The organism is Thauera sp. (genome assembly GCF_047601425.1).
Lineage (GTDB): Bacteria > Pseudomonadota > Gammaproteobacteria > Burkholderiales > Rhodocyclaceae > Thauera.
Genome location: NZ_JASGJL010000001.1, coordinates 3,042,299 through 3,061,829, shown reverse-complemented (window position 1 = coordinate 3,061,829; position 19,531 = coordinate 3,042,299). Strand labels below are relative to the sequence as shown.

The following is a 19,531-nucleotide window of genomic DNA, read 5'->3' as shown; positions in this document are numbered from 1 at the left end:
AATGAGCATGAATCGGCGTGATTTCATCAAGAGCAATGCGGTCGCCGCGGCCGCCGCGACCGCCGGCATCGGCATTCCGGTCGTCACCCAGGCGCAAGGGGTTGCCAGTGCCGGCACCAAGGTCCGTTGGGACAAGGCTGCCTGCCGCTTCTGCGGCACCGGCTGTTCGGTGCTGGTGGGCGTGCAGAACGGCCGCATCGTCGCCACCCAGGGCGACCCGGATTCGCCGGTCAACCGCGGCCTGAACTGCATCAAGGGCTACTTCCTGTCCAAGATCATGTACGGCGAGGACCGCCTGACCCAGCCGCTGCTGCGCATGAAGAACGGCAAGTACGACAAGAACGGCGAGTTCGCGCCGATCTCGTGGGACCAGGCCTTCGACATCATGGAGCAGAAGTGGAAGGCCGCGCTGAAGGAGCACGGCCCGGAGTCGATCGCGATGTTCGGCTCGGGCCAGTGGACGATCTGGGAAGGCTACGCCGCTTCCAAGCTGATGAAGGCGGGCTTCCGCAGCAACAACCTCGACCCCAACGCGCGCCACTGCATGGCCTCGGCGGTGGTCGGCTTCATGCGCACCTTCGGCATCGACGAGCCGATGGGCTGCTATGACGACATCGAGAATGCCGACAGCTTCGTGCTGTGGGGCTCGAACATGGCCGAGATGCACCCCATCCTGTGGAGCCGCATCACCGACCGGCGCCTGTCCAGGGAGGGCTGCCAGGTCCATGTGCTGTCGACCTTCGAGCACCGCTCCTACGAGCTGGCCGACAACCCGATGATCTTCGTGCCGCAGACCGATCTGGCGATCCTGAACTACATCTGCAACCACATCATCCAGACCAAGCGCGTCAATACCGAGTTCGTCAATCGCAACGTCAAGTTCAAGATCGGCGAGGGCGACATTGGTTTCGGCCTGCGTCCCAACCATCCGCTCGAAGCCAAGGCCACCAGCAACGGCTATCCGGGCGCCGACGGCAAGCCCAAGGGCGACACCGGCGCGGCGCGGGACTGCAGCTTCGAGGACTTCGCCGCCTTCGTCGCCGAATACACGCTGGAGAAGGTGTCGAAGCTGTCCGGCGTGCCGGAAGACCGTCTGCTCAAGCTCGCCGAGCAGTACGCCGATCCGGAACGCAAGGTGGTGTCGTTCTGGACCATGGGCTTCAACCAGCACACCCGCGGCACCTGGGTGAACAACATGATCTACAACGTCCACCTGCTGGTGGGCAAGATCTCCGAGCCCGGCAACAGCCCGTTCTCGCTCACCGGCCAGCCCTCGGCCTGCGGCACCGCGCGCGAAGTCGGCACCTTCGCCCACCGCCTGCCGGCCGACATGGTCGTCACCAACCCGGCGCATCGCGCGCACACCGAAGAACTGTGGAAGCTGCCGGAAGGCACGATCCCGGCCAAGGTCGGCTATCACGCCGTGGCCCAGAGCCGGGCGTTGAAGGACGGCAAGATCAAGTGCTACTGGACCACGACCACCAACAACATGCAGGCCGGGCCGAACGTCAATGAAGAGATCTATCCCGGCTGGCGCAATCCGGAAGCCTTCGTCGTGGTGTCGGACGTCTATCCGACCGTGTCGGCGCTGTCGGCCGACCTGATCCTGCCCTGCGCGATGTGGGCCGAGAAGGAAGGCGCTTTCGGCAACGCCGAGCGCCGCACCCAGTTCTGGCGCCAGCAGGTGTCGGCGCCGGGCGAGGCCAAGTCCGACCTGTGGCAGTACATCCAGTTCGCCAAGCGGTTCAAGGTCGAGGAGGTGTGGCCGGCCGAACTGATCGCGAAGAAACCCGAGCTGAAGGGCAAGACGCTGTACGACGTGCTCTACGCCAACGGCCAGGTGAACAAGTTCCCGCTGTCCGACGTCGAGAAGGCCAATGCCCATGCGATCCCGGGCTACATGAACGACGAGTCGAAGGAGCTCGGCTACTACCTGCAGAAAGGTCTGTTCGAGGAATACGCCGCCTTCGGCCGCGGCCATGCCCACGACCTCGCCGACTTCGACGTCTATCACAAGGCGCGCGGCCTGCGCTGGCCGGTGGTGGACAACAAGGAAACCCTGTGGCGCTTCCGCGAAGGCTACGACCCCTACGTCAAGGCCGGTGAAGGCGTGAAGTTCTACGGCCACAAGGACAACAAGGCCATCGTCTTCGCGCTGCCCTACCAGGACCCGCCCGAGATGCCGGATGCCGAGTACGACATGTGGCTGTGCACCGGCCGCGTGCTGGAACACTGGCACACTGGTTCGATGACCCGCCGCGTGCCGGAGCTGCACCGCTCGGTGCCGGAGGCCCAGGTCTTCATGCATCCGGACGACGCGCAGAAGCGCGGGCTGCAGCGCGGCATGGTGGTGAAGGTCGCGTCGCGCCGTGGCGAGATGACGGCCCGCCTCGAAACCCGCGGCCGCAACAAGCCGCCGGTCGGGCTGATCTTCGTGCCTTTCTTCGACGAATCCAGGCTGGTCAACAAGCTCACGCTCGATGCCACCTGCCCGCTGTCGAAGGAAACCGACTTCAAGAAGTGCGCAGTCAAGGTGATGAAGGCCTGATCCACAGGAGGTGCGAGCATCGTGACCCTGCCGACCGGGGGGTGGTGCCGGGCACGGGCTCGCAACGACCATGAACGACACCGTGAAACCGACCAGCCGTGCCGCAGCCAGCACGCCGTCGCCGCGCCGCCGCTTCCTGAAGGATGCGGCGGGCGTCGCCGGCGGTGCGGGCCTGCTCGCGCTTGGCGCCGGCATGTACGCCAGGCAGGCTTCGGCGCTGCCGGCGACTGCCATCCGCCCCCCCGGCGCGCTCGCCGAAGCCGCCTTCCTCGCCGCCTGCGTGCGTTGCGGCCTGTGCGTGCGCGACTGCCCCTACGACACGCTGAAGCTCGCCGAGCTCGGCGACGGCGTGCCCACCGGCACACCGTATTTCCTGGCGCGGGACATCCCGTGCGAGATGTGCGAGGACATTCCCTGTGTCGTCGCCTGTCCGAGCGGTGCGCTCGACCGCGCACTCACCGACATCGGCGAGGCGAGGATGGGGCTGGCGGTGCTGATCGACCAGGAGAACTGCCTCAACTTCCTCGGCCTGCGCTGCGACGTGTGCTATCGCGTCTGCCCGGTCATCGACAAGGCGATCACGCTCGAGCGCATGCACAACCCGCGCTCGGACCGCCACGCCATGCTGCTGCCGACGGTGCATTCCGAGCACTGTACCGGCTGCGGCAAGTGCGAGAAGTCCTGTGTGCTGCCCGGCGAGTCGGCGATCAAGGTGCTGCCGATCAGGCTGGCGCAGGGCTCGAAGGCCGAGCACTACCTGCGCGGCTGGGAGGAGAAGGATGCCGCCGGCGAGTCGCTGATCGGCGAGCAGCTCGAACTGCCGGTGCGCGGCCTGGAAGACAAGGCCTACGGCGACACCCGCGTGCGGCCGGGCGAAGGCCCGCAGGCGCCGCCGGCGGTGCCCGACTACGCGCCTGCCCGTCCGCCGGGCGGCGGCCTCGATTCGGGGTGGAAGCCATGAACGCGCAGACGACGAGCGGCCAGGCGGCCGGCACGCGGCCGGAGCGCGAGGTTCCGCCCACCAGCGTGCGCGGCGCGGCGATGCGCGGCGTGGTGGCGCGGCCCGGGCACGAGGCGATCGAAGCCAAGGGCTGGCTGCGCGCGCACAAGTGGCTGCTGCTGCGGCGTCTCTCGCAGCTCGGCATCCTGGCGCTGTTCCTGGTCGGCCCCTGGTTCGGCTGGTGGATCGTCAAGGGCAACCTGTCGTCGAGCCTGACCCTCGGCCTGCTGCCGCTGACCGACCCCTTCCTGATCGCGCAGCAGCTCGCCGCGGGCCAGTGGCCCTACCGCGAGGTCTTGCTCGGAGGCGGCATCGTGCTCGCCTTCTACCTGCTGCTCGGCGGCCGGCTGTTCTGCTCCTGGGTGTGTCCGGTGAATCTCGTCACCGACGCCGCCGCCTGGCTGCGCCGCCGCCTCGGCCTGAAGGGCGGCAAGGTGCCGGCGGCCAACACCCGCCACTGGCTGCTCGGTTTCGTGCTGGTGATCGCCGCGGTGACCGGCTCGCTGGCCTGGGAGTGGGTGAACCCGGTGTCGATGCTGCATCGCGGCCTGATCTTCGGCTTCGGCCTGGCCTGGGGCGTCGTCGGCGGGATCTTCCTGTACGACCTGCTGATCGCGCCGCGCGGCTGGTGCGGCCACGTGTGCCCGCAGGGTGCGTTCTACGCCCTGCTGGGACGGGCTTCGCTGCTCAAGGTGTCGGCCGACAAGCGCCGCGACTGCAATGACTGCATGGACTGCTTCGCGGTCTGTCCCGAACCCCAGGTCATCCGTCCGGCGCTGAAGGGCGTCGGCCAGGACCATCCCCTCATTCTGGATGCCGAGTGCACCACCTGCGGACGCTGCGTGGATGTCTGCGGCAAGGACGTTTTCCGTATTACGACCCGATTCAACAGGAGCGAGTCATGAAGAAAATCACACGCAATCTGGTACTCGCGCTCGTCGCCGCCGTCGGCTTCGGCGCGGTGATGCCGTCCGTGGCCACCGCCCAGGCGGTCAAGAGCATCCGCGGCGCCGACGTCGCCGACCCTGAGCCGCAGGTCGGCCATTTCCGCCAGTTGCCCGACCAGGCGCCGATCGATCGTGAATACGTGCAGCAGCCGCCGCTGATTCCGCACAAGGTCGAAGGCTACGAAGTCACGATGAACTTCAACAAGTGCATGGATTGCCACGCCTGGAGCCGCTACAAGGACACCGGCGCGACCAAGGTCAGCCTGACCCACTTCAAGGACCGTGACGGCGGCGAACTGTCGAACATCTCGCCGCGCCGCTACTTCTGCATGCAGTGCCACGTGCCGCAGACCGACGCCAAGCCGCTGGTCGGCAACCGCTTCCAGCGCGCGGAAGGGCTGCGTTGACGCATCGACAAACGGGGATTCTCATGACCGACAACAACAAGAGCCTGATGCAGCGCATTCGCGGCGCCGGCTGGGCCGCCATCGCGCTGCTCTTCGCCGCGGGCGTGACCTTCTGGGGTGGCTTCAACTGGGCCCTGGAAATGACCAACACGGAGAAGTTCTGCATTTCCTGCCATGAGATGGAGGAAAACGTCTTCAAGGAATACCGCAACACCATCCACTACCAGAACCGCACCGGCGTGCGCGCGACCTGCCCGGACTGCCACGTGCCGAAGGAGTGGGGGCCGAAGATGATCCGCAAGATCAAGGCCTCGCGCGAGGTCTACGGCAAGATCATGGGCACCATCAGCACGCCCGAGAAGTTCGCCGCCGAACGCCTGCGCCTGGCGCAGAACGAGTGGGGCCGCATGAAGGCGAACAACTCGCAGGAATGCCGCAACTGCCACAACTACGAGTATTTCGATTACTCGGTGCAGGGTCGCCGCTCCAACCAGATGCATCAGTCCGGTTTCGCCGCGGGCCAGACCTGCATCGACTGCCACAAGGGCATCGCCCACTCGCTGCCGCCGGTCGACCAGCACATCGGCCTCCCGCACGAGGGCGTGGCGCCCGAGGTGCTGCATCCGCCCGTCCGCCCAGCGACGCCCGAGTAACGGAGGGACGGCAGCTGTGCCCGGAAGAACGCAGCGCCCCGGCGCTGCGTTTTCTTTTGCATGACGTCCGTGCCGGGGCTGGCACGGAGCCGCGGAGGATGCCGATGGCTTGAAATCCTGCCCATGGGCACCGGCGCCCTGGCGGGTTTCATTTCGCATAAATTGATTCATATTCCGCGAAAATGTTGCGTATAAACGACATTTTCGGCATCAAAAACAGATTCGAAGCGCCTCATTACAGCCAGTACCTCCCACTTTCGTAGTAAAAGCTCAAAAAAGACTGTCATAGACGGTTACAAAACAAAAAGCCTGCGCGTACAGGCCCGGAGGAGGCTCGTGATGATCGAGATAATCGCTGCCGAAGCGAGGTTCGAACACGAACGCATCGCCCATTGCCGCACCGAGATGGGCGCCCTGCTGCAGTCGGATCACCACATCGAAGCGGATGCGGCGGCACCGTTCGACATGCATCTGAAGCATTTCCGGCTCGGCATACTGGAATTGTTCGAAGTGCGCGGTTCCGCGCATGTGATGCAGGTGCAGGGTGTCAACGACGGCGCTGCCGTGCTGCTGAACGTGGCTGGCACCGGCTCGCTGCGGCAGGGGCTGCGCGAAGCCCGGCTTCAGCCCGGATCTCTGCACCTGCTCGATGATGGCGCTTCCTTCGCGCTCCAGCTGCCCGAGGATTTCCACCATCTGGTGTTGCGCGTGCCCCGGCCCGCGCTGGAAGGGGTGATGCGCGACTGGCGGCCGCTGACCGTGTCCTGTATGGCGTCCTGTTGCGGCTCGGCGGCGGTGTTCGCCGGCACCTTGCGCGGTATCTTCAGCCAGCGCGAAACCCTGGCGCCATCCGATTTCAAGACCTGTGCCGATGCCTTGCTCGGCTTGCTGGGCGGCATGCTGGCCAGCTTCGCCCGCCAGGTCGGCGACGAAGCTTCGTCGGTCGAGGCCTGGCATCTGGAGCGGGTCAAGGCCTTCGCGCGCGCCCACCTGGCCGACCCCGAGCTGGACGTGAAGCTGATCGCGGCCGAGGTAGGCCTGTCGCCGAGCTACATCCACCGTCTCTTCGCGCGCTGCACGATGACGCTGATGCAGTGGATCACCGCAGAGCGGCTCGATGCCTGCCATCGCGAGCTGTCCGCGCCAGGCAAGCTCAAGCGTCCGGTCTATCTGATTGCGCAGGAATGGGGCTTCGCCAACCAGGCCCACTTCAGCCGCGCCTTCCGTGCCCGCTTCGGCGTCAGCCCGAGTGACGTCAGGGGCGGTCTGGCGCCCTGTTGCAGCGGTGCCGCGCAGTGCACCCAGAGCGCGGGGACCGATTGCGCAAACATCGGTTCACTTTCCGACAAGGCACGTGCCCGCAAGGGAATTAGACTCGTACCAAATTTGTAACGATTGCGTTACAGCCCGGAGTCGGCCGCGGACAGTCAGGCGGCCGTACCCGAGGCAGAAGCCAAAGGAGGGTGTCCCGCGCGTGCTTGCCGCCAAGGCGGAGCCATGTTCGCACGGGGTGGTGTTCTCCCTCTGTTTTCACCCGATGGGTGCCGCCGTTTCGCGGGCGGCTGCCGTGATGCGCCGGCATTGCAGGCGAGGAGACGAAGATATGAAAGTTCCCGGTGTATTTCCTGCCCTGCGGGCGATGCTGACGGCAGTTTCGCTGCTTGCGGCGAGCGCGGCTGGCGCCGCGGATGAACCGCCCGCCCGCCACGCCACTTATGTCGGCGAACAGGTCTGCGTTTCCTGTCACCAGGTCGAGGAGTCCCACTTCGGCCATACCCTGCACGCCAAGATCTTCCGCCAGAACCCTAGGAACGATGTCGAGCGCCAGGTCTGCGAAGCCTGTCATGGCCCCGGTTCGCTGCACGCCGAGAACATGGCCGTCGAGTCGGCCGATCCGGTCGCGCAAGGCCAGGAGGCGTGGGACAAGATCGTTGAACAAGTCGTTGATCATCGGTTTCACCAAATCCTGGGGCACGCCGATCGAGAAGATGAACGGCCAGTGCCTGAGTTGTCACGAAGGCGGCCAGCGCATGCACTGGCCGGGCTCGGTGCATGAACTGAACGAGCTGGCCTGCAGCGACTGCCACAACCCGATGGCGCGTTTCTCCGGCAACAGCCTGCTGAAGAAGCAGAGCATCACCCAGGTCTGCGAGAGCTGCCATTCGCAGCAGCGCGCCGAGTTCCGCAAGCGCTCGCACATGCCGGTGCCCGAAGGCAAGATGAGCTGCGTCGATTGCCACAATCCGCACGGTACGGCCACCGCGCCGCTGCTCAAGGCCGACTCGGTCAACGACCTCTGCTACAGCTGCCATGCCGAGAAGCGCGGCCCCTTCATCTGGGAGCATGCGCCGGTGCGCGAAGCCTGCACCAACTGCCATACGCCGCACGGCAGCAACCACGACAAGCTGCTGCAGGTCGCCCGTCCGGCGCTGTGTCAGCAGTGCCATGCCAACACCAACCATCCGTCCGCGTTCTACAACGCCGGACAGATGGCCAACAACGAAACGGGCCTCAATTCCCGCGTCATGGGTCGTGCATGCCAGAACTGCCATACGCAGATCCATGGCAGCAATCACCCGGCGGGCGCCCGCTTCCAGCGCTGATTGGAGGGTTACGACATGAACAACGTCAATGCGAATCGCGTGGCCGTGCGTCCCTTCATGCAGCCACGGGTGCGGATGCTGAGCGTGCTGGTGGGCGGCGCGCTGGCGCTGATGGCGGCTGAGCGCGTGTGGGCGGATTCGGCAGTCGGTGCCGACACCACGCTGGGCAATGCGCTCAACCTTGCGCCGATCAACCCGGTGACGCACACCGGCGGCTATGACCTCGACGGCCTCAACGGCGACCCCCATGCGGCGCGCACGCCGACCGGCCAGCTCTACAACCGGCCCCGGGTGCCGACCGATCGCATCCACGAGATGGATGGCGGCTGGCAGTACCTCGGCTTCGTCGAGCTCGGCATCACCCATGTCTCGGGTGATCACCGCGAGCAGGGCTTCAAGCGCTACAAGGACGTCGGCAACGGCGGCTACCTGAGCGCCTTCGGCGTTTCCGCCGAGAAGGCGGATTCCGCCCATTATTTCGAAGTGGTCGGTGGCGGGGTCGGCCGCGACGATCAGTTCTACGGTGCCACTTTCGGCCGCTACAACGACTGGCGCGTCAAGGCGTTCTACAACGAAACGCCGCATGTGTTCACGACCTCGTTCCGCTCGCTGTGGGACGGTGCCGGCGGCAGGAAGCTGACGCTGAAGCCCGATTCGGGTTTGACGCCCGGCGGCAGCGGCAACCAGGCGGCGGACAACCGCGCCATCACCGCGGCAGCGCAGGCCAACGCGAATACCGAACTCGGCCTGGTGCGAAAGAAAGGCGGCCTGCGTCTCGACATGACGCTCACCGACAATCTGAAGCTGTTTGCCGGCTATTCGCTGGAGAAGCGCGAAGGGACGCGGCCCTTCGGCTCGGTGTGGGGCGGCGGCGGCGGCGCGTCGCAGATGGAGATCATCGAGCCGATCGACTACGAAACGCACGATTTCGTCGGCGGCCTGTACTACAACGATGCGCTGAACAGCTTCAACCTGCAGGCCTCGGCCTCGCTGTTCCGCAACAAGATCAACACGCTGGATTTCGAGACGCCGTTCCGGATCGGCGCGGCGGGTGTCACGGGGGCGACGCCCGGCATGTTCACCACCGGCCGTTTTGACCTCTACCCGGACAACGAAGCCTACAACGTCAAGGCCGAGTACGCGCGCAAGCTGCCGGACCTGATGAACGGACGCTTCACTGCCGTGGTGTCGATGGGGTCGTCGCGCCAGGACGACAAGCTGATTCCCTACACGACCTATGCGGGCCTGCGGCCGACCATCTCGTCGGCGAACAACTGGGACAGCAGGGATGCGCTCAGCCGCCAGTCGGCCGATGCCCGCATCGACACCCGGCTGATCGATCTCGGGCTGTCGCTGAACCCGACCAGCCGCCTGAACCTCAAGGCCAAGGCGCGCTACTACGAAACCCGCAACCACACCGACTACCTGGCGTGCAACCCCAATGCCGAATACAACGATAGCGGCGATGGTACGCCGGGAGGGCTCAGCGCCTTCGGCTGCACCGGCGTGTGGGGGCGCATGATCAACGACGGCAGCGCGGTTTCGATGGTGAATCCGGCCGCGCCGGCCGGCAACATCCCGATCCGCAGCGTGCCCTACGACTATCGCAAGCTGAACACCGGCCTGACCGCCGACTGGCGTCTGGACAGCGGCAGCATCAATGCCGGCTATGAGCGTGAAACCTACTCGCGCGACCACCGCGAACGCGACAAGACCTGGGAAGACAAGTTCAAGCTCGGTTATGTCAATCGCAGCATCGAGGACACGACGATCCGGTTGTCCTTCGCTCACGATCGCCGCCGCGGCAGCAGCTACCACACGCACCATCCGTACGCGAACTTCCTGAGCGGCTACATCCTGCCGATGCCGGAAACGGGCAACGTGCAGTCCTGGGTGCTGCACATGAACAACGGCTTGCGGAAATATGACCTTGCCGACCGCACCCAGAACACGCTCAACGCTCGCCTCAACTACATGCCGCGCGAGGATCTGGACATCGGCCTGTCGGCGCAGCTGAAGGAAATCCGCTATCCGAGCTCGGACTACGGCCGCGACGGCAAGCAGCGGCAGAACTGGTTCAACGTCGATGTCAACTGGCAGTACAGCCCGGTCAGCAATTTCTACGCCTTCTATTCCTTCCAGCGCGGCACCCTGGGCCAGAGTTCGGTGCCGAGCGGCGGCGGTTCGGGCTGCATCATCGGCAGCAACACCAACATGGGCGTGATCACGCCGGAGAATGCGGAAGACATCTGCCAGAGCCCGAATTCCGGCGCGGTGTTCGTCGCGGCCAATTTCTGGGAACTGGACCACAAGGACCGCAGCGACACCCTGGGCCTGGGCCTGCGCCACGACTTCGGCAAGTTCAAGGTCGATTTCAGCTACACCTACGCCAAGAGCAAGACCGAGATGAAGTACTCGGTGCCGGCCAACCTGGCGCCTGGGGCCGTGGCTGCAGCAGGCAGCGGTTTCCCCGACCTGACCACCAGCCAGAACATCTTCGAAGCCAATCTGCTGATGCCGGTGAACAAGACGGTGACTGCCCGCCTGCTGCTGCGCCACGAGTATGGCAAGTACCGCGACTGGCACTACAGCGGCCTGCAGTCTGACCCGGTGGCGGTCAATGCGCCCGGCACCGGCGCGCCGACCGCGGTCATCCTGGACGCCGGTCCGCAGAACTACCGGGCCAGCCTGATCGGCCTGCTGCTGCAGGTCAGGCTGTGAGCCGGCACATCTTTCCAGCCGATCCAGATCGCCACGACGGCGCGGTACAGGAGGCAAAGTGAGAATGAAACATTCGAGAATGATTCTGGCGTCGGCCTGTGCAGGCTTGCTGCTCACCGCTGCCACCGCGTCCGCCGAGGTGATCGGCGACATCGAGCGCGGCAAGACGCTGGCCGCCGAGATCTGCGTTGCCTGCCATGGTGCGGACGGCAACAGCCCGGTGCCGATGTTCCCCAAGCTTGCCGGCCAGCACGCCGACTATGCGCTGAAGCAGCTGCAGGAGTTTGCCAGTGCGCGGCGCCACAGCGACATCATGAAGCCGATCGTGGAGGGCCTGAGCACCCGCGACATGGCCGACGTGGCGGTGTTCTTCGCCGCTCAGCAGCCCTTGCCCGGCCAGGTGGATGATCCGTCGATGCTCGATAGCGGGCGCCGGATATTCAACGAAGGCAATCCGGACCAGGGTGTTCCGGCCTGTGCCGGCTGCCACGGTGCGAACGGCATCGGCAATGCGCGTTATCCGCGGCTTGCAGGCCAGTATCCGGCCTACGTGCTCGACCAGATGGCGCAGTTCGCCGATGGCCGCCGCAGCAACGACAAGCGCCTGATGCAGACCATTGCCAGCCGCCTCGGCGAGACCGAAACCCGCGCCGTCGCCGAGTACATCGCCAGCCTGGAGGGCAGCAAATGAAATACGCATTGTCCGCCATGAGCCTGCTGCTCGTGGCCTGTGGCTCGACCGTCGCGCAGACCGGCAGCGCGCCGCGCGCGCCGGGGATCGAATCCAGCGGCTACGTGTGGAACCAGCCCGACCCCGACAAGGATGCCGCGCTCGCGCACCGTCCCGACATCGACAAGGGCAAGATCGCCTATGAGGTCTGCCAGGGCTGCCATCAACCCGACGCTGCCGGGCGTGCCGACGCCATCTATCCCAGCCTCGCCGGCCAGCATGCCTCGGTGCTGATCAAGCAGATGATGGACGTGCGCGCGGGCCGCCGCGACAACCCGAAGATGCACCCCTTCGTCGGTGAATGGGTGGTGTCGGTCGAGGACGTGGCGAACATCGCCGCCTATCTCAACCAGCTGCCGATCTCGCTCGACAATGGCAAGGGCAGCGGCAACCGCCTGGCGCGCGGCCGCGAGCTCTACGACAACGACTGTGCCAGTTGCCACGGCGACAACGGCGAGGGCAGGGCGGATGAGTTCTATCCGCTGGTGGCGCATCAGCACTATGCCTACCTGTACAAGGAGGCGGTGATGATCCGCGACGGTGAGCGCCGCAACGCCAATCCCAAGATGGTTGCCGTCATCCGCGACTACAGCAACGAGGATCTGAAGGCGGTCAGCGACTACATGTCGCGGCTCGCACTGCCGGCCGCGGCGACGCGCTAGCTTTTTCGGAGGTTTGCCGCGAAAGGATTTGCGCTTCAGGCGGTGCCGCGCGTTCCGTGGCGCCGCTTGTTGTGGTTCAATCCTGCTCCATGCTCGAAGTCGAAGATCTCGCCTGCCTGAAAGGCGATCGCCTGTTGTTCCGCGAGCTCGCTTTTCGCCTGCAGGCGGGCGAGTTGCTGCGCGTCGCCGGCCCCAACGGCGTCGGCAAGACCAGCCTGCTGCGGCTGGTCACCGGGCTGGCGCTGGCCGAGGCCGGCGAAATCCGCTGGCAGGGCACGCCGATCCGCCGCGACCGCGAAGCTTTCCACCGCGAACTGCTCTATCTCGGCCACGCCCCCGCGATCAACGATCTGCTGAGCCCGCTCGAGAACCTGCGCTTCGCCTGTGCGGCCGCGGGCGACGTCATCGACGAGGAGGCCTGTACCCAGGCGCTGGTGCGCATCGGCCTGACGAACCAGCTCGATCTGCCCGCCCGGGTGCTGTCGCAGGGCCAGCGCCGCCGTGTCGGCCTTGCCCGGCTGTTCCTGTCGGCGCGCCGCAGGCTGTGGGTGCTCGACGAGCCTTTCACCGCGCTCGACGTCAAGGCGGTGGCCGATCTGGCCCAGGCCCTGTCCGACCACTGTGCCGGCGGCGGCATGGTGATGCTGACCACGCACCAGGATGCGCCGTTCGCGGTGGCGCCGCGCGTACTCGACGTCGGAGCCTACGCATGCTGAGCACCTTCCTCGCCGTGCTGCGGCGCGACCTGCTGCTGGCCTGGCGCGGCCGCGCTGACGTGCTGGTCACGCTGGCGTTCTTCGTCATCGTCGTCTGCCTGTTTCCCTTCGGTGTCGGCGCCGAGCCGAACCAGCTGAGGGCGATCGCGCCCGGCGTGCTGTGGGTTGCCGCGCTGCTTGCCTGCCTGCTGTCGCTGCATCGCCTGTTCGCGCAGGACCATGCCGACGGAACCCTTGAGCAGCTTCTCCTGTCTAGCGAGCCTGCCGCGCTGTGGGTTGCGGCCAAGGTGCTGGCCTTCTGGCTCAGCACCGGCCTGCCGGTGGTGGCGGTGGCGCCCGGCCTGGCGCTGCTGCTTGACCTTGAGCAAGGCGCCTTGCCGGTACTGGTCTTAAGTTTGGCCCTGGGGACGCCGATCCTTGGTCTGCTCGGCGCCGTCGGTGCCGCGCTGACGCTCGGCCTGCGTGGCGGTGGCATGCTGCTGGCGCTGCTAGTGCTGCCGCTGTTCGTGCCGGTGCTGATCTTCGGTGCCGGCGCGGTCGAGGCGGAGGCCTCGGGCACCGGCGCCACGGCCCACCTGCTGCTGCTAGGCGGCGGCCTGGCGGGTGCGTTGGCGCTGGCGCCGTGGGCCTGCGCGGCGGCACTGAGGATTTCGACGGATTGACGATGAACCCCGCACCGGCGGCAGAGCGGCCGGTGGAACGTACCGACAACGAGTAGTCGACGCATGAATTCACCAGAGCGCAGCCGCAGCATCTTCCGCTTCGCGGCGCCGCATAACTTCTATCCGCTGGCCGGCCGTCTCGCGCCCTGTTTCGCCGCGGCCGCGCTGGTGCTGGGCGTGGTCGGGTTGTGGCTCGGCTTCTTCGTCGCACCCACCGACGCCACCCAGGGCGAGGTCTACCGCGTGATCTTCATCCACGTGCCGGCGGCCTGGATGTCGATGTTCGTCTATCTGGTGATGGCCTTCTGGTCCGCCGTCGGCCTGGTCATGAACACCCGCCTGTCCTTCATCATGAGTCAGGCGCTGGCGCCGACCGGGGCGATGTTCTGTTTCGTCGCGCTGTGGACCGGTGCGCTGTGGGGCAAGCCGACCTGGGGCGCCTACTGGGTGTGGGACGCGCGCCTGACTTCGCAGCTGCTGCTGCTGTTCCTCTACTTCGGCTTCATCGCGCTGACGCGGGCGATCGAGGATCCGCGCCGCGCCGACCGCGCCGGCGCCATCATCGCCCTCGTCGGTGCGGTGAATGTGCCGATCATCTACTTCTCGGTGCAGTGGTGGAACACGCTGCACCAGGGTGCTTCGGTCAGTGTGACCAAGGCGCCGTCGATGGCGACGACGATGCTGCTCGGCATGCTGGTGATGGCGATCGCCGCCTGGATGTACACCCTCGCGGTGGTGTTGTGGCGCGCCCGCTCGATGATCCTCGAGCGCGAACGCCATACCGAATGGGTCGGCGCGGTGCTCGAGCGCGAAGCGCAGGGAGGGCGTGCCTGATGGAGCAATGGGAAAGCTGGTCGGCGTTCTGGGACATGGGTGGCGCGGCCTTTTTCGTCTGGGGCAGCTATGGCGTCACCTTTGCATTGATGGCACTGGAACTCGTGCTGGTGCTGCGGCGTCGGAAGGACACCATCACGCGGCTGCTGCGCTGGCGGCGCGCCGTCGGCAAGGGTTCAGCAAGAGGTTCAGCAAAAGAGGGCGGCGCGTCAGTGCCCGCCATGGAGTCGGAATCATGAAAGCCCGTAGCAAACGTCTGATGCTGGTCGGTGGCGGGGTGGCCTTGCTGGTCGCTGCCGTCGCCCTGGTGCTGAGCGCCTTCCAGCAGAACCTGGTGTTCTTCCATACGCCCAGCGAAGTGGCCGAGGGCAAGGCGCCCGTCGGCAAGACCTTCCGCGTCGGCGGCATGGTCGAAGAAGGCTCGATCAAGCGCGAGGCCGACGGCCTGACGGTCAGCTTTGCCATCACCGACACCGCCAGGGTGATTCCGGTGAGCTACCGCGGCACGCTGCCGGACCTGTTCAAGGAAGGCAAGGGCGCGGTGGTGCAGGGCAGGCTGGAGGCCGACGGCACTTTCCGCGCCACCGAAGTGCTGGCCAAGCACGACGAGAACTACATGCCGCCGGAAGCGGCGCATGCGGTGGAGCAGGCCGCCAAGGCCGCGGAAACAGTGAGCCAGTGACATGATTCCCGAACTCGGACATTTCGCGCTCGTTCTCGCGCTCGTTCTCGCCCTGGTGCAGGCCGTGGTGCCGATGGTCGGCGCCAGCCGCAACCGCCTGGCGCTGATGGCGGTGGGCAGGCCGGCGGCGCAGGGGCAGTTCTTCTTCATCCTGTTCAGCTACGCCTGTCTGACCTGGTCCTTCATCCAGAGCGATTTTTCGGTGCAGCTGGCGGCGGCGAACTCGCACAGCGCCACGCCGCTGATGTACAAGATCACCGGGGTATGGGGCAACCACGAAGGTTCGCTGCTGCTGTGGGCGATGTCCTTGTCCTTGTGGACGGTCGCGGTCACGGTGTTCTCGCGCAACCTGCCCGATGCCTTCGTCGCCCGCGTGCTGGGCGTGCTGGGCTGGGTCAGCACCGGTTTCCTGTCCTTCCTGCTGGTGACCTCGAATCCCTTCGAGCGCCTGCTGCCGGCGGTGCCCGACGGCCGCGACCTGAATCCGCTGCTGCAGGACCCGGGCATGATCATCCACCCGCCGCTGCTCTACATGGGCTACGTGGGCTTCTCGGTGGCCTTCGCCTTCGCCATCGCCGCGCTGCTGAGTGGCCGGCTCGATGCCGCCTGGGCGCGCTGGTCGCGGCCGTGGACGACGGTAGCCTGGGTGTTCCTGACCGCCGGCATCGCGATCGGCTCGGGCTGGGCCTACTACGAGCTGGGCTGGGGCGGCTGGTGGTTCTGGGATCCGGTCGAGAACGCCTCCTTCATGCCCTGGCTGCTCGGCACCGCGCTGATGCACTCGCTGGCGGTCACCGAGAAGCGCGGCGCCTTCCGCAGCTGGACGGTGCTGCTGGCGATCAGCGCGTTCTCGCTGTCGCTGCTCGGCACCTTCATCGTGCGCTCGGGCGTCATCACCAGCGTGCATGCCTTTGCCACCGATCCCAAGCGCGGCCTGTTCATCCTGGCGCTGCTGGTCATCGTCATCGGCGTGTCGCTGCTGCTGTACGCCTGGCGGGCGCCGAAGCTCGGCGGCGGCGGCAGCTTCAGCCTGGTGTCGCGCGAGACTTCGCTGCTGGGCAACAACGTGCTGCTGTCGGTGGCTTCGGCCTCGGTGCTGCTGGGCACGATGTATCCGCTGTTCCTCGACGCCCTGGGCATGGGCAAGATTTCGGTGGGGCCGCCGTACTTCGAGTCGGTGTTCATTCCGCTGATGACGCCGGTGGTGGTATTGATGATGTTCGGCCCCTTCCTGCGCTGGAAGGACGACGATCTGGGCAAGGCTGTACGCAAGGTTGGTCCGGCCTTCGTCGCCAGCGTGCTGATCGGTGTCGGCACGGCCTATGCCGTCGACCACGTCACCTGGCGCACCGTGCTTGGCCTGTCGCTGGCGGCCTGGGTGGTGCTGGCCAGCATCCAGTTGCTGGTCGGGCGCATCACCGAACGCGCCGGTGCGGCGATGGGCGCGCGGCTGCGCTCGATTCCCTCCGCCTGGTGGGGCATGTGGCTGGCGCACCTGGGCGTCGGCGTGTTCATCATCGGCGTGACCCTGGTCGGCAGCCTGAACGACCATCTCGACGTCAAGATGCAGAACGGCCAGCACGCCGAACTGGCCGGCTACACCTTCACCTTCCGCGGCGTGCGCGATGCCGACGGCCCCAACTACGATGCCGCGCGCGCGACCATCGACGTCATCCGCGGCGGCCGTGCGATCGCCACGCTGACGCCGGAAAAGCGTCTGTACCTGGCGCAGGGCATGCCGATGACCGAGGCCTCGATCGACATCGGGCCCTTCCGCGACGTGTATGTGTCGCTCGGCGAGCAGATCGACGATGGCACCTGGATCGTCAGCCTGTATTACAAGCCCTTCATCAGCTGGATCTGGCTGGGCTGCATCATGATGGCCCTGGGTGGCGTGTGCGCCGCCTCCGACCGCCGTTATCGACGTCTCGCCGCGCGCGAGGCGACGGTGGCGGCCAACCAGCGTGTCGCCTGAGCGGCACGGAAGTTTCCCGATGAAAGCAAAATTCCTCGTTCCCCTGATCCTGTTCTTCGCCCTGGCGGGCTTCCTCGCCTTCGGCCTCACCCTGAACCCGCGCGAAGTACCCTCGCCACTGATCGACAAGCCTGCGCCGCAGTTCAGCCTGGCCAGGCTGGACGATCCCGAGCGGCCCTTCGCGCTGGAGGAAATGAAGGGCCAGGTGTGGCTGCTGAACGTGTGGGCGTCGTGGTGCGTGGCCTGCCGGCAGGAGCACCCCTTGCTGGTGCGCATGGCGCAGCAGAAGCTCGTCCCGGTCGTCGGCCTCAATTACAAGGAAGTGCGCGGTGATGGCGCGATCAATGCGCGCGGCATGGCGCTGGAAGCCGAGACCGCGATGGCGATCGAGCGGGCGCGGCGCTGGCTGACTGACCATGGTGATCCCTACGTGCTGTCTGTGCTCGACATCGACGGCCGCGTCGGCATCGACTTCGGGGTTTACGGTGTGCCCGAGACTTTCCTGATCGATGGCCAAGGCCGCATCCGCTACAAGCACATCGGCCCGATCACGCCGGAGAGCCTGCAGCAGGTGATCCTGCCGAAGATCGAGGAGGTTCGCCGTGCGGGCTGACGTGTTCGTGAATCCTTTGCGTGCGCTGGCGCTTGCGGCACTGCTGGTGGCCGGCATGCCGGCCGCTGCGCAGCAGCCTGCGGCCGTGCCTGGTGCGGCGCCCACGGTGGCGGCGGACCCGCAGCTCGAAGCCGATGTGATGGAGCTGTCGCACAAGCTGCGCTGCCTGGTGTGCCAGAACCAGTCGATCGCCGAATCCAATGCGCCGCTGGCGCTCGATCTGCGCGACCAGGTGCGCGAGCAGCTCGCCGCCGGCCGCAGCAAGGACGACGTGATCGATTATCTGGTGGCCCGCTATGGCGATTTCGTGCTCTACGACCCGCCCTTCAAGGCCACGACGCTGCTGCTGTGGGGCGGGCCGGTGCTGCTGCTGGTGGGCGGCGCGGGCTGGCTGGGCTGGCGGCTGCGCCGGCGGCAGGGCGAACTCGCCGCCGTGCAGGGCCTGAGCGAAGCCGAGCGCCGCCGTGCCCGTGAACTGCTCGCCGGTGATGCGAAGCAGTCCCCATCTGAATCTCCGGAGTCCCGTTCGTGACCGTCTTCATTCTTCTTGCCGGCCTGCTGGTGGCCGGCGCCTTGCTCTGGATCCTGCCGCCGCTGTTCCGCGCCGGCGGCCGCGCACAGCGCGAGCAGGCTGAGCAGAGTCAGCTGGTGCTGGCCGTGCTGCGCGAACAGCTCGCCGAACTGGATGCCGATCTTGCTGCAGGCCGGATCGATGCGGCCACCCACGTGAAGAGCCGGGAGGAGGTCGAGCGCCGGGCGCTGGAGGAGGGCCAGGCGGCGGCCGAGCGTGCGCAGTCTGCCGACACCCGCGCCGAGCGCAGCTGGGCCGTGGGCCTGGCGCTGAGCGTGCCGGTGCTGGCGGTGGCCGGTTATCTCGTCTTCGGCGAGCCGGAAGGACTGGATCCTGCCAATGTGACGGCCGCGCAGCAGGGCTTCTCCAAGGAGGAGATCGCCGACATGGTGGGCAAGCTGGAGGCCCGCCTGCAGCAGGAGCCGGACAATGCCGAAGGCTGGATGATGCTGGCGCGTACCTACACGGTGCTGCAGGACTTCCCCAAGGCCGCTGCTGCCTACGAGAGGCTGTCGAAGCTGGTGCCGAACGAGCCGGACGTGTTCGCCGACTGGGCCGACGTGGTTGCCGCGACGAGGGGCACGGTGGTTGGTGAGCCCGAGACCCTGGCGGCGAAGGCGCTCGAGATTTCGCCGGGGCATCCCAAGGCGCTGGCGCTGCTGGGTACGGCCGCCTACCAGAAAGGGGATTACACCGCTGCCGCCGAGCATTGGGAGAAGATTCTGGCGCAGATTCCGCCGGGCGAGGACGTCGCTCGCGGTGTCCGCGCCAGCGTCAATGAGGCGCGCGTCAAGGCAGGCATGCCGCCGCTGGCCGAGGCTGCGCCTGCGCCGCAGGCGGCGACTGCCAAGGGTCTGACGCTGTCCGGCCGCCTCGAAGCGGATGCGGCGCTGCTCGACCGGCTGTCGCCGGACGACGTGGTGTTCGTGTTTGCCCGCAACGAAGGCGGCGGGCCGCCGCTGGCGGCGCTGCGTTTCAAGGCCGGCGAGCTGCCGCGCGACTTCTCGTTCGACGGTGCGACGCTGATGATGGGCGGCGATGGACCGCTGCCCGAGCGCGTCGTCATCGGCGCCCGCGTGTCGAAGAGTGGCAATGCCACCGCGAACAGCGGCGATCTCGAAAGCTCGACCCTGCCCGTGGCTGCCGACGCCAGCGGAATCATCGTCAAGATCGACCGCGTGCGGCCGTGATTGCCGTCCGGCAGGCG

Annotated in this window: 20 protein-coding genes; all 20 read left to right on the top strand. The window is 66.6% G+C overall.

All coding sequences use genetic code 11. The features are described 5' to 3' along the window. Nucleotide 1: 1 nt before the first annotated feature. The gene (napA, locus tag QM748_RS14870) at nucleotides 2–2,548 is read left to right on the top strand and encodes a nitrate reductase catalytic subunit NapA (protein WP_415247688.1); all 2,547 of its coding nucleotides are present in this window, start codon (nucleotides 2–4) and stop codon (nucleotides 2,546–2,548) included. Nucleotides 2,549–2,618: 70 nt separating this feature from the next. Further along, complete coding sequence (gene napG / locus QM748_RS14865; RefSeq protein ID WP_415247687.1) at nucleotides 2,619–3,509, top strand: ferredoxin-type protein NapG; 891 nt, start codon at nucleotides 2,619–2,621, stop codon at nucleotides 3,507–3,509. After that, nucleotides 3,506–4,453, top strand: coding sequence for a quinol dehydrogenase ferredoxin subunit NapH (gene napH, locus QM748_RS14860; RefSeq protein ID WP_415247686.1), 948 nt, complete (start codon nucleotides 3,506–3,508; stop codon nucleotides 4,451–4,453). Before napG ends, napH begins: the two co-directional genes overlap by 4 nt. Continuing rightward, nucleotides 4,450–4,902 (top strand): nitrate reductase cytochrome c-type subunit, encoded by a 453-nt coding sequence (locus QM748_RS14855; RefSeq protein ID WP_415247685.1) that lies wholly within the window; start codon nucleotides 4,450–4,452, stop codon nucleotides 4,900–4,902. The genes napH and QM748_RS14855 overlap by 4 nt, the downstream gene beginning before the upstream one ends. A gap of 23 nt (nucleotides 4,903–4,925) precedes the next feature. Next, nucleotides 4,926–5,555, top strand: a complete 630-nt coding sequence (locus tag QM748_RS14850; RefSeq protein ID WP_415247684.1) for a NapC/NirT family cytochrome c — start codon at nucleotides 4,926–4,928, stop codon at nucleotides 5,553–5,555. A 339-nt stretch (nucleotides 5,556–5,894) separates the two neighbouring features. Then, a complete protein-coding gene (locus tag QM748_RS14845) occupies nucleotides 5,895–6,947 on the top strand; it encodes an AraC family transcriptional regulator (protein WP_415247683.1) in 1,053 nt (350 codons plus the stop codon). Nucleotides 6,948–7,158: 211 nt separating this feature from the next. Continuing rightward, a complete protein-coding gene (locus QM748_RS14840; protein WP_415247682.1) occupies nucleotides 7,159–7,611 on the top strand; it encodes a hypothetical protein in 453 nt (150 codons plus the stop codon). After that, nucleotides 7,544–8,158, top strand: coding sequence for a DmsE family decaheme c-type cytochrome (locus QM748_RS14835; protein ID WP_415247681.1), 615 nt, complete (start codon nucleotides 7,544–7,546; stop codon nucleotides 8,156–8,158). Before QM748_RS14840 ends, QM748_RS14835 begins: the two co-directional genes overlap by 68 nt. A 15-nt stretch (nucleotides 8,159–8,173) precedes the next feature. Next, complete coding sequence (locus QM748_RS14830) at nucleotides 8,174–10,879, top strand: MtrB/PioB family outer membrane beta-barrel protein (RefSeq protein ID WP_415247680.1); 2,706 nt, start codon at nucleotides 8,174–8,176, stop codon at nucleotides 10,877–10,879. Between the two features lie 64 nt (nucleotides 10,880–10,943). Continuing rightward, nucleotides 10,944–11,570, top strand: coding sequence for a c-type cytochrome (locus QM748_RS14825; protein ID WP_415247679.1), 627 nt, complete (start codon nucleotides 10,944–10,946; stop codon nucleotides 11,568–11,570). Continuing rightward, entirely contained in the window at nucleotides 11,567–12,271 is a 705-nt protein-coding gene (locus QM748_RS14820) for a c-type cytochrome (protein WP_415247678.1), read from the top strand. The genes QM748_RS14825 and QM748_RS14820 overlap by 4 nt, the downstream gene beginning before the upstream one ends. Before the next feature lie 89 nt (nucleotides 12,272–12,360). Further along, entirely contained in the window at nucleotides 12,361–12,987 is a 627-nt protein-coding gene (ccmA, locus tag QM748_RS14815; RefSeq protein WP_415247677.1) for a cytochrome c biogenesis heme-transporting ATPase CcmA, read from the top strand. Then, on the top strand, nucleotides 12,981–13,649 hold the full coding sequence (ccmB, locus tag QM748_RS14810) for a heme exporter protein CcmB (RefSeq protein WP_415247676.1): 669 nt from the start codon (nucleotides 12,981–12,983) through the stop codon (nucleotides 13,647–13,649). Before ccmA ends, ccmB begins: the two co-directional genes overlap by 7 nt. A 63-nt stretch (nucleotides 13,650–13,712) precedes the next feature. Next, nucleotides 13,713–14,483: a heme ABC transporter permease CcmC gene (gene ccmC, locus QM748_RS14805; RefSeq protein ID WP_415247675.1), complete on the top strand. Its 771-nt coding sequence runs from the start codon at nucleotides 13,713–13,715 to the stop codon at nucleotides 14,481–14,483. Then, nucleotides 14,483–14,722, top strand: a complete 240-nt coding sequence (gene ccmD, locus QM748_RS14800; protein ID WP_415247674.1) for a heme exporter protein CcmD — start codon at nucleotides 14,483–14,485, stop codon at nucleotides 14,720–14,722. Before ccmC ends, ccmD begins: the two co-directional genes overlap by 1 nt. Then, nucleotides 14,719–15,165 carry a cytochrome c maturation protein CcmE gene (ccmE, locus tag QM748_RS14795; RefSeq protein WP_415247673.1) on the top strand — a complete coding sequence of 149 codons (447 nt, stop codon included), beginning with the start codon at nucleotides 14,719–14,721 and terminating at the stop codon, nucleotides 15,163–15,165. Before ccmD ends, ccmE begins: the two co-directional genes overlap by 4 nt. 1 nt (nucleotide 15,166) lies before the next feature. Then, nucleotides 15,167–17,140 carry a heme lyase CcmF/NrfE family subunit gene (locus tag QM748_RS14790; protein ID WP_415247672.1) on the top strand — a complete coding sequence of 658 codons (1,974 nt, stop codon included), beginning with the start codon at nucleotides 15,167–15,169 and terminating at the stop codon, nucleotides 17,138–17,140. 19 nt (nucleotides 17,141–17,159) lie between these two features. Next, complete coding sequence (locus QM748_RS14785) at nucleotides 17,160–17,753, top strand: DsbE family thiol:disulfide interchange protein (protein ID WP_415247671.1); 594 nt, start codon at nucleotides 17,160–17,162, stop codon at nucleotides 17,751–17,753. Next, a complete protein-coding gene (locus QM748_RS14780) occupies nucleotides 17,743–18,285 on the top strand; it encodes a cytochrome c-type biogenesis protein (RefSeq protein WP_415247670.1) in 543 nt (180 codons plus the stop codon). Before QM748_RS14785 ends, QM748_RS14780 begins: the two co-directional genes overlap by 11 nt. Then, complete coding sequence (ccmI, locus tag QM748_RS14775) at nucleotides 18,282–19,514, top strand: c-type cytochrome biogenesis protein CcmI (protein WP_415247669.1); 1,233 nt, start codon at nucleotides 18,282–18,284, stop codon at nucleotides 19,512–19,514. Before QM748_RS14780 ends, ccmI begins: the two co-directional genes overlap by 4 nt. Nucleotides 19,515–19,531 lie beyond the last annotated feature (17 nt).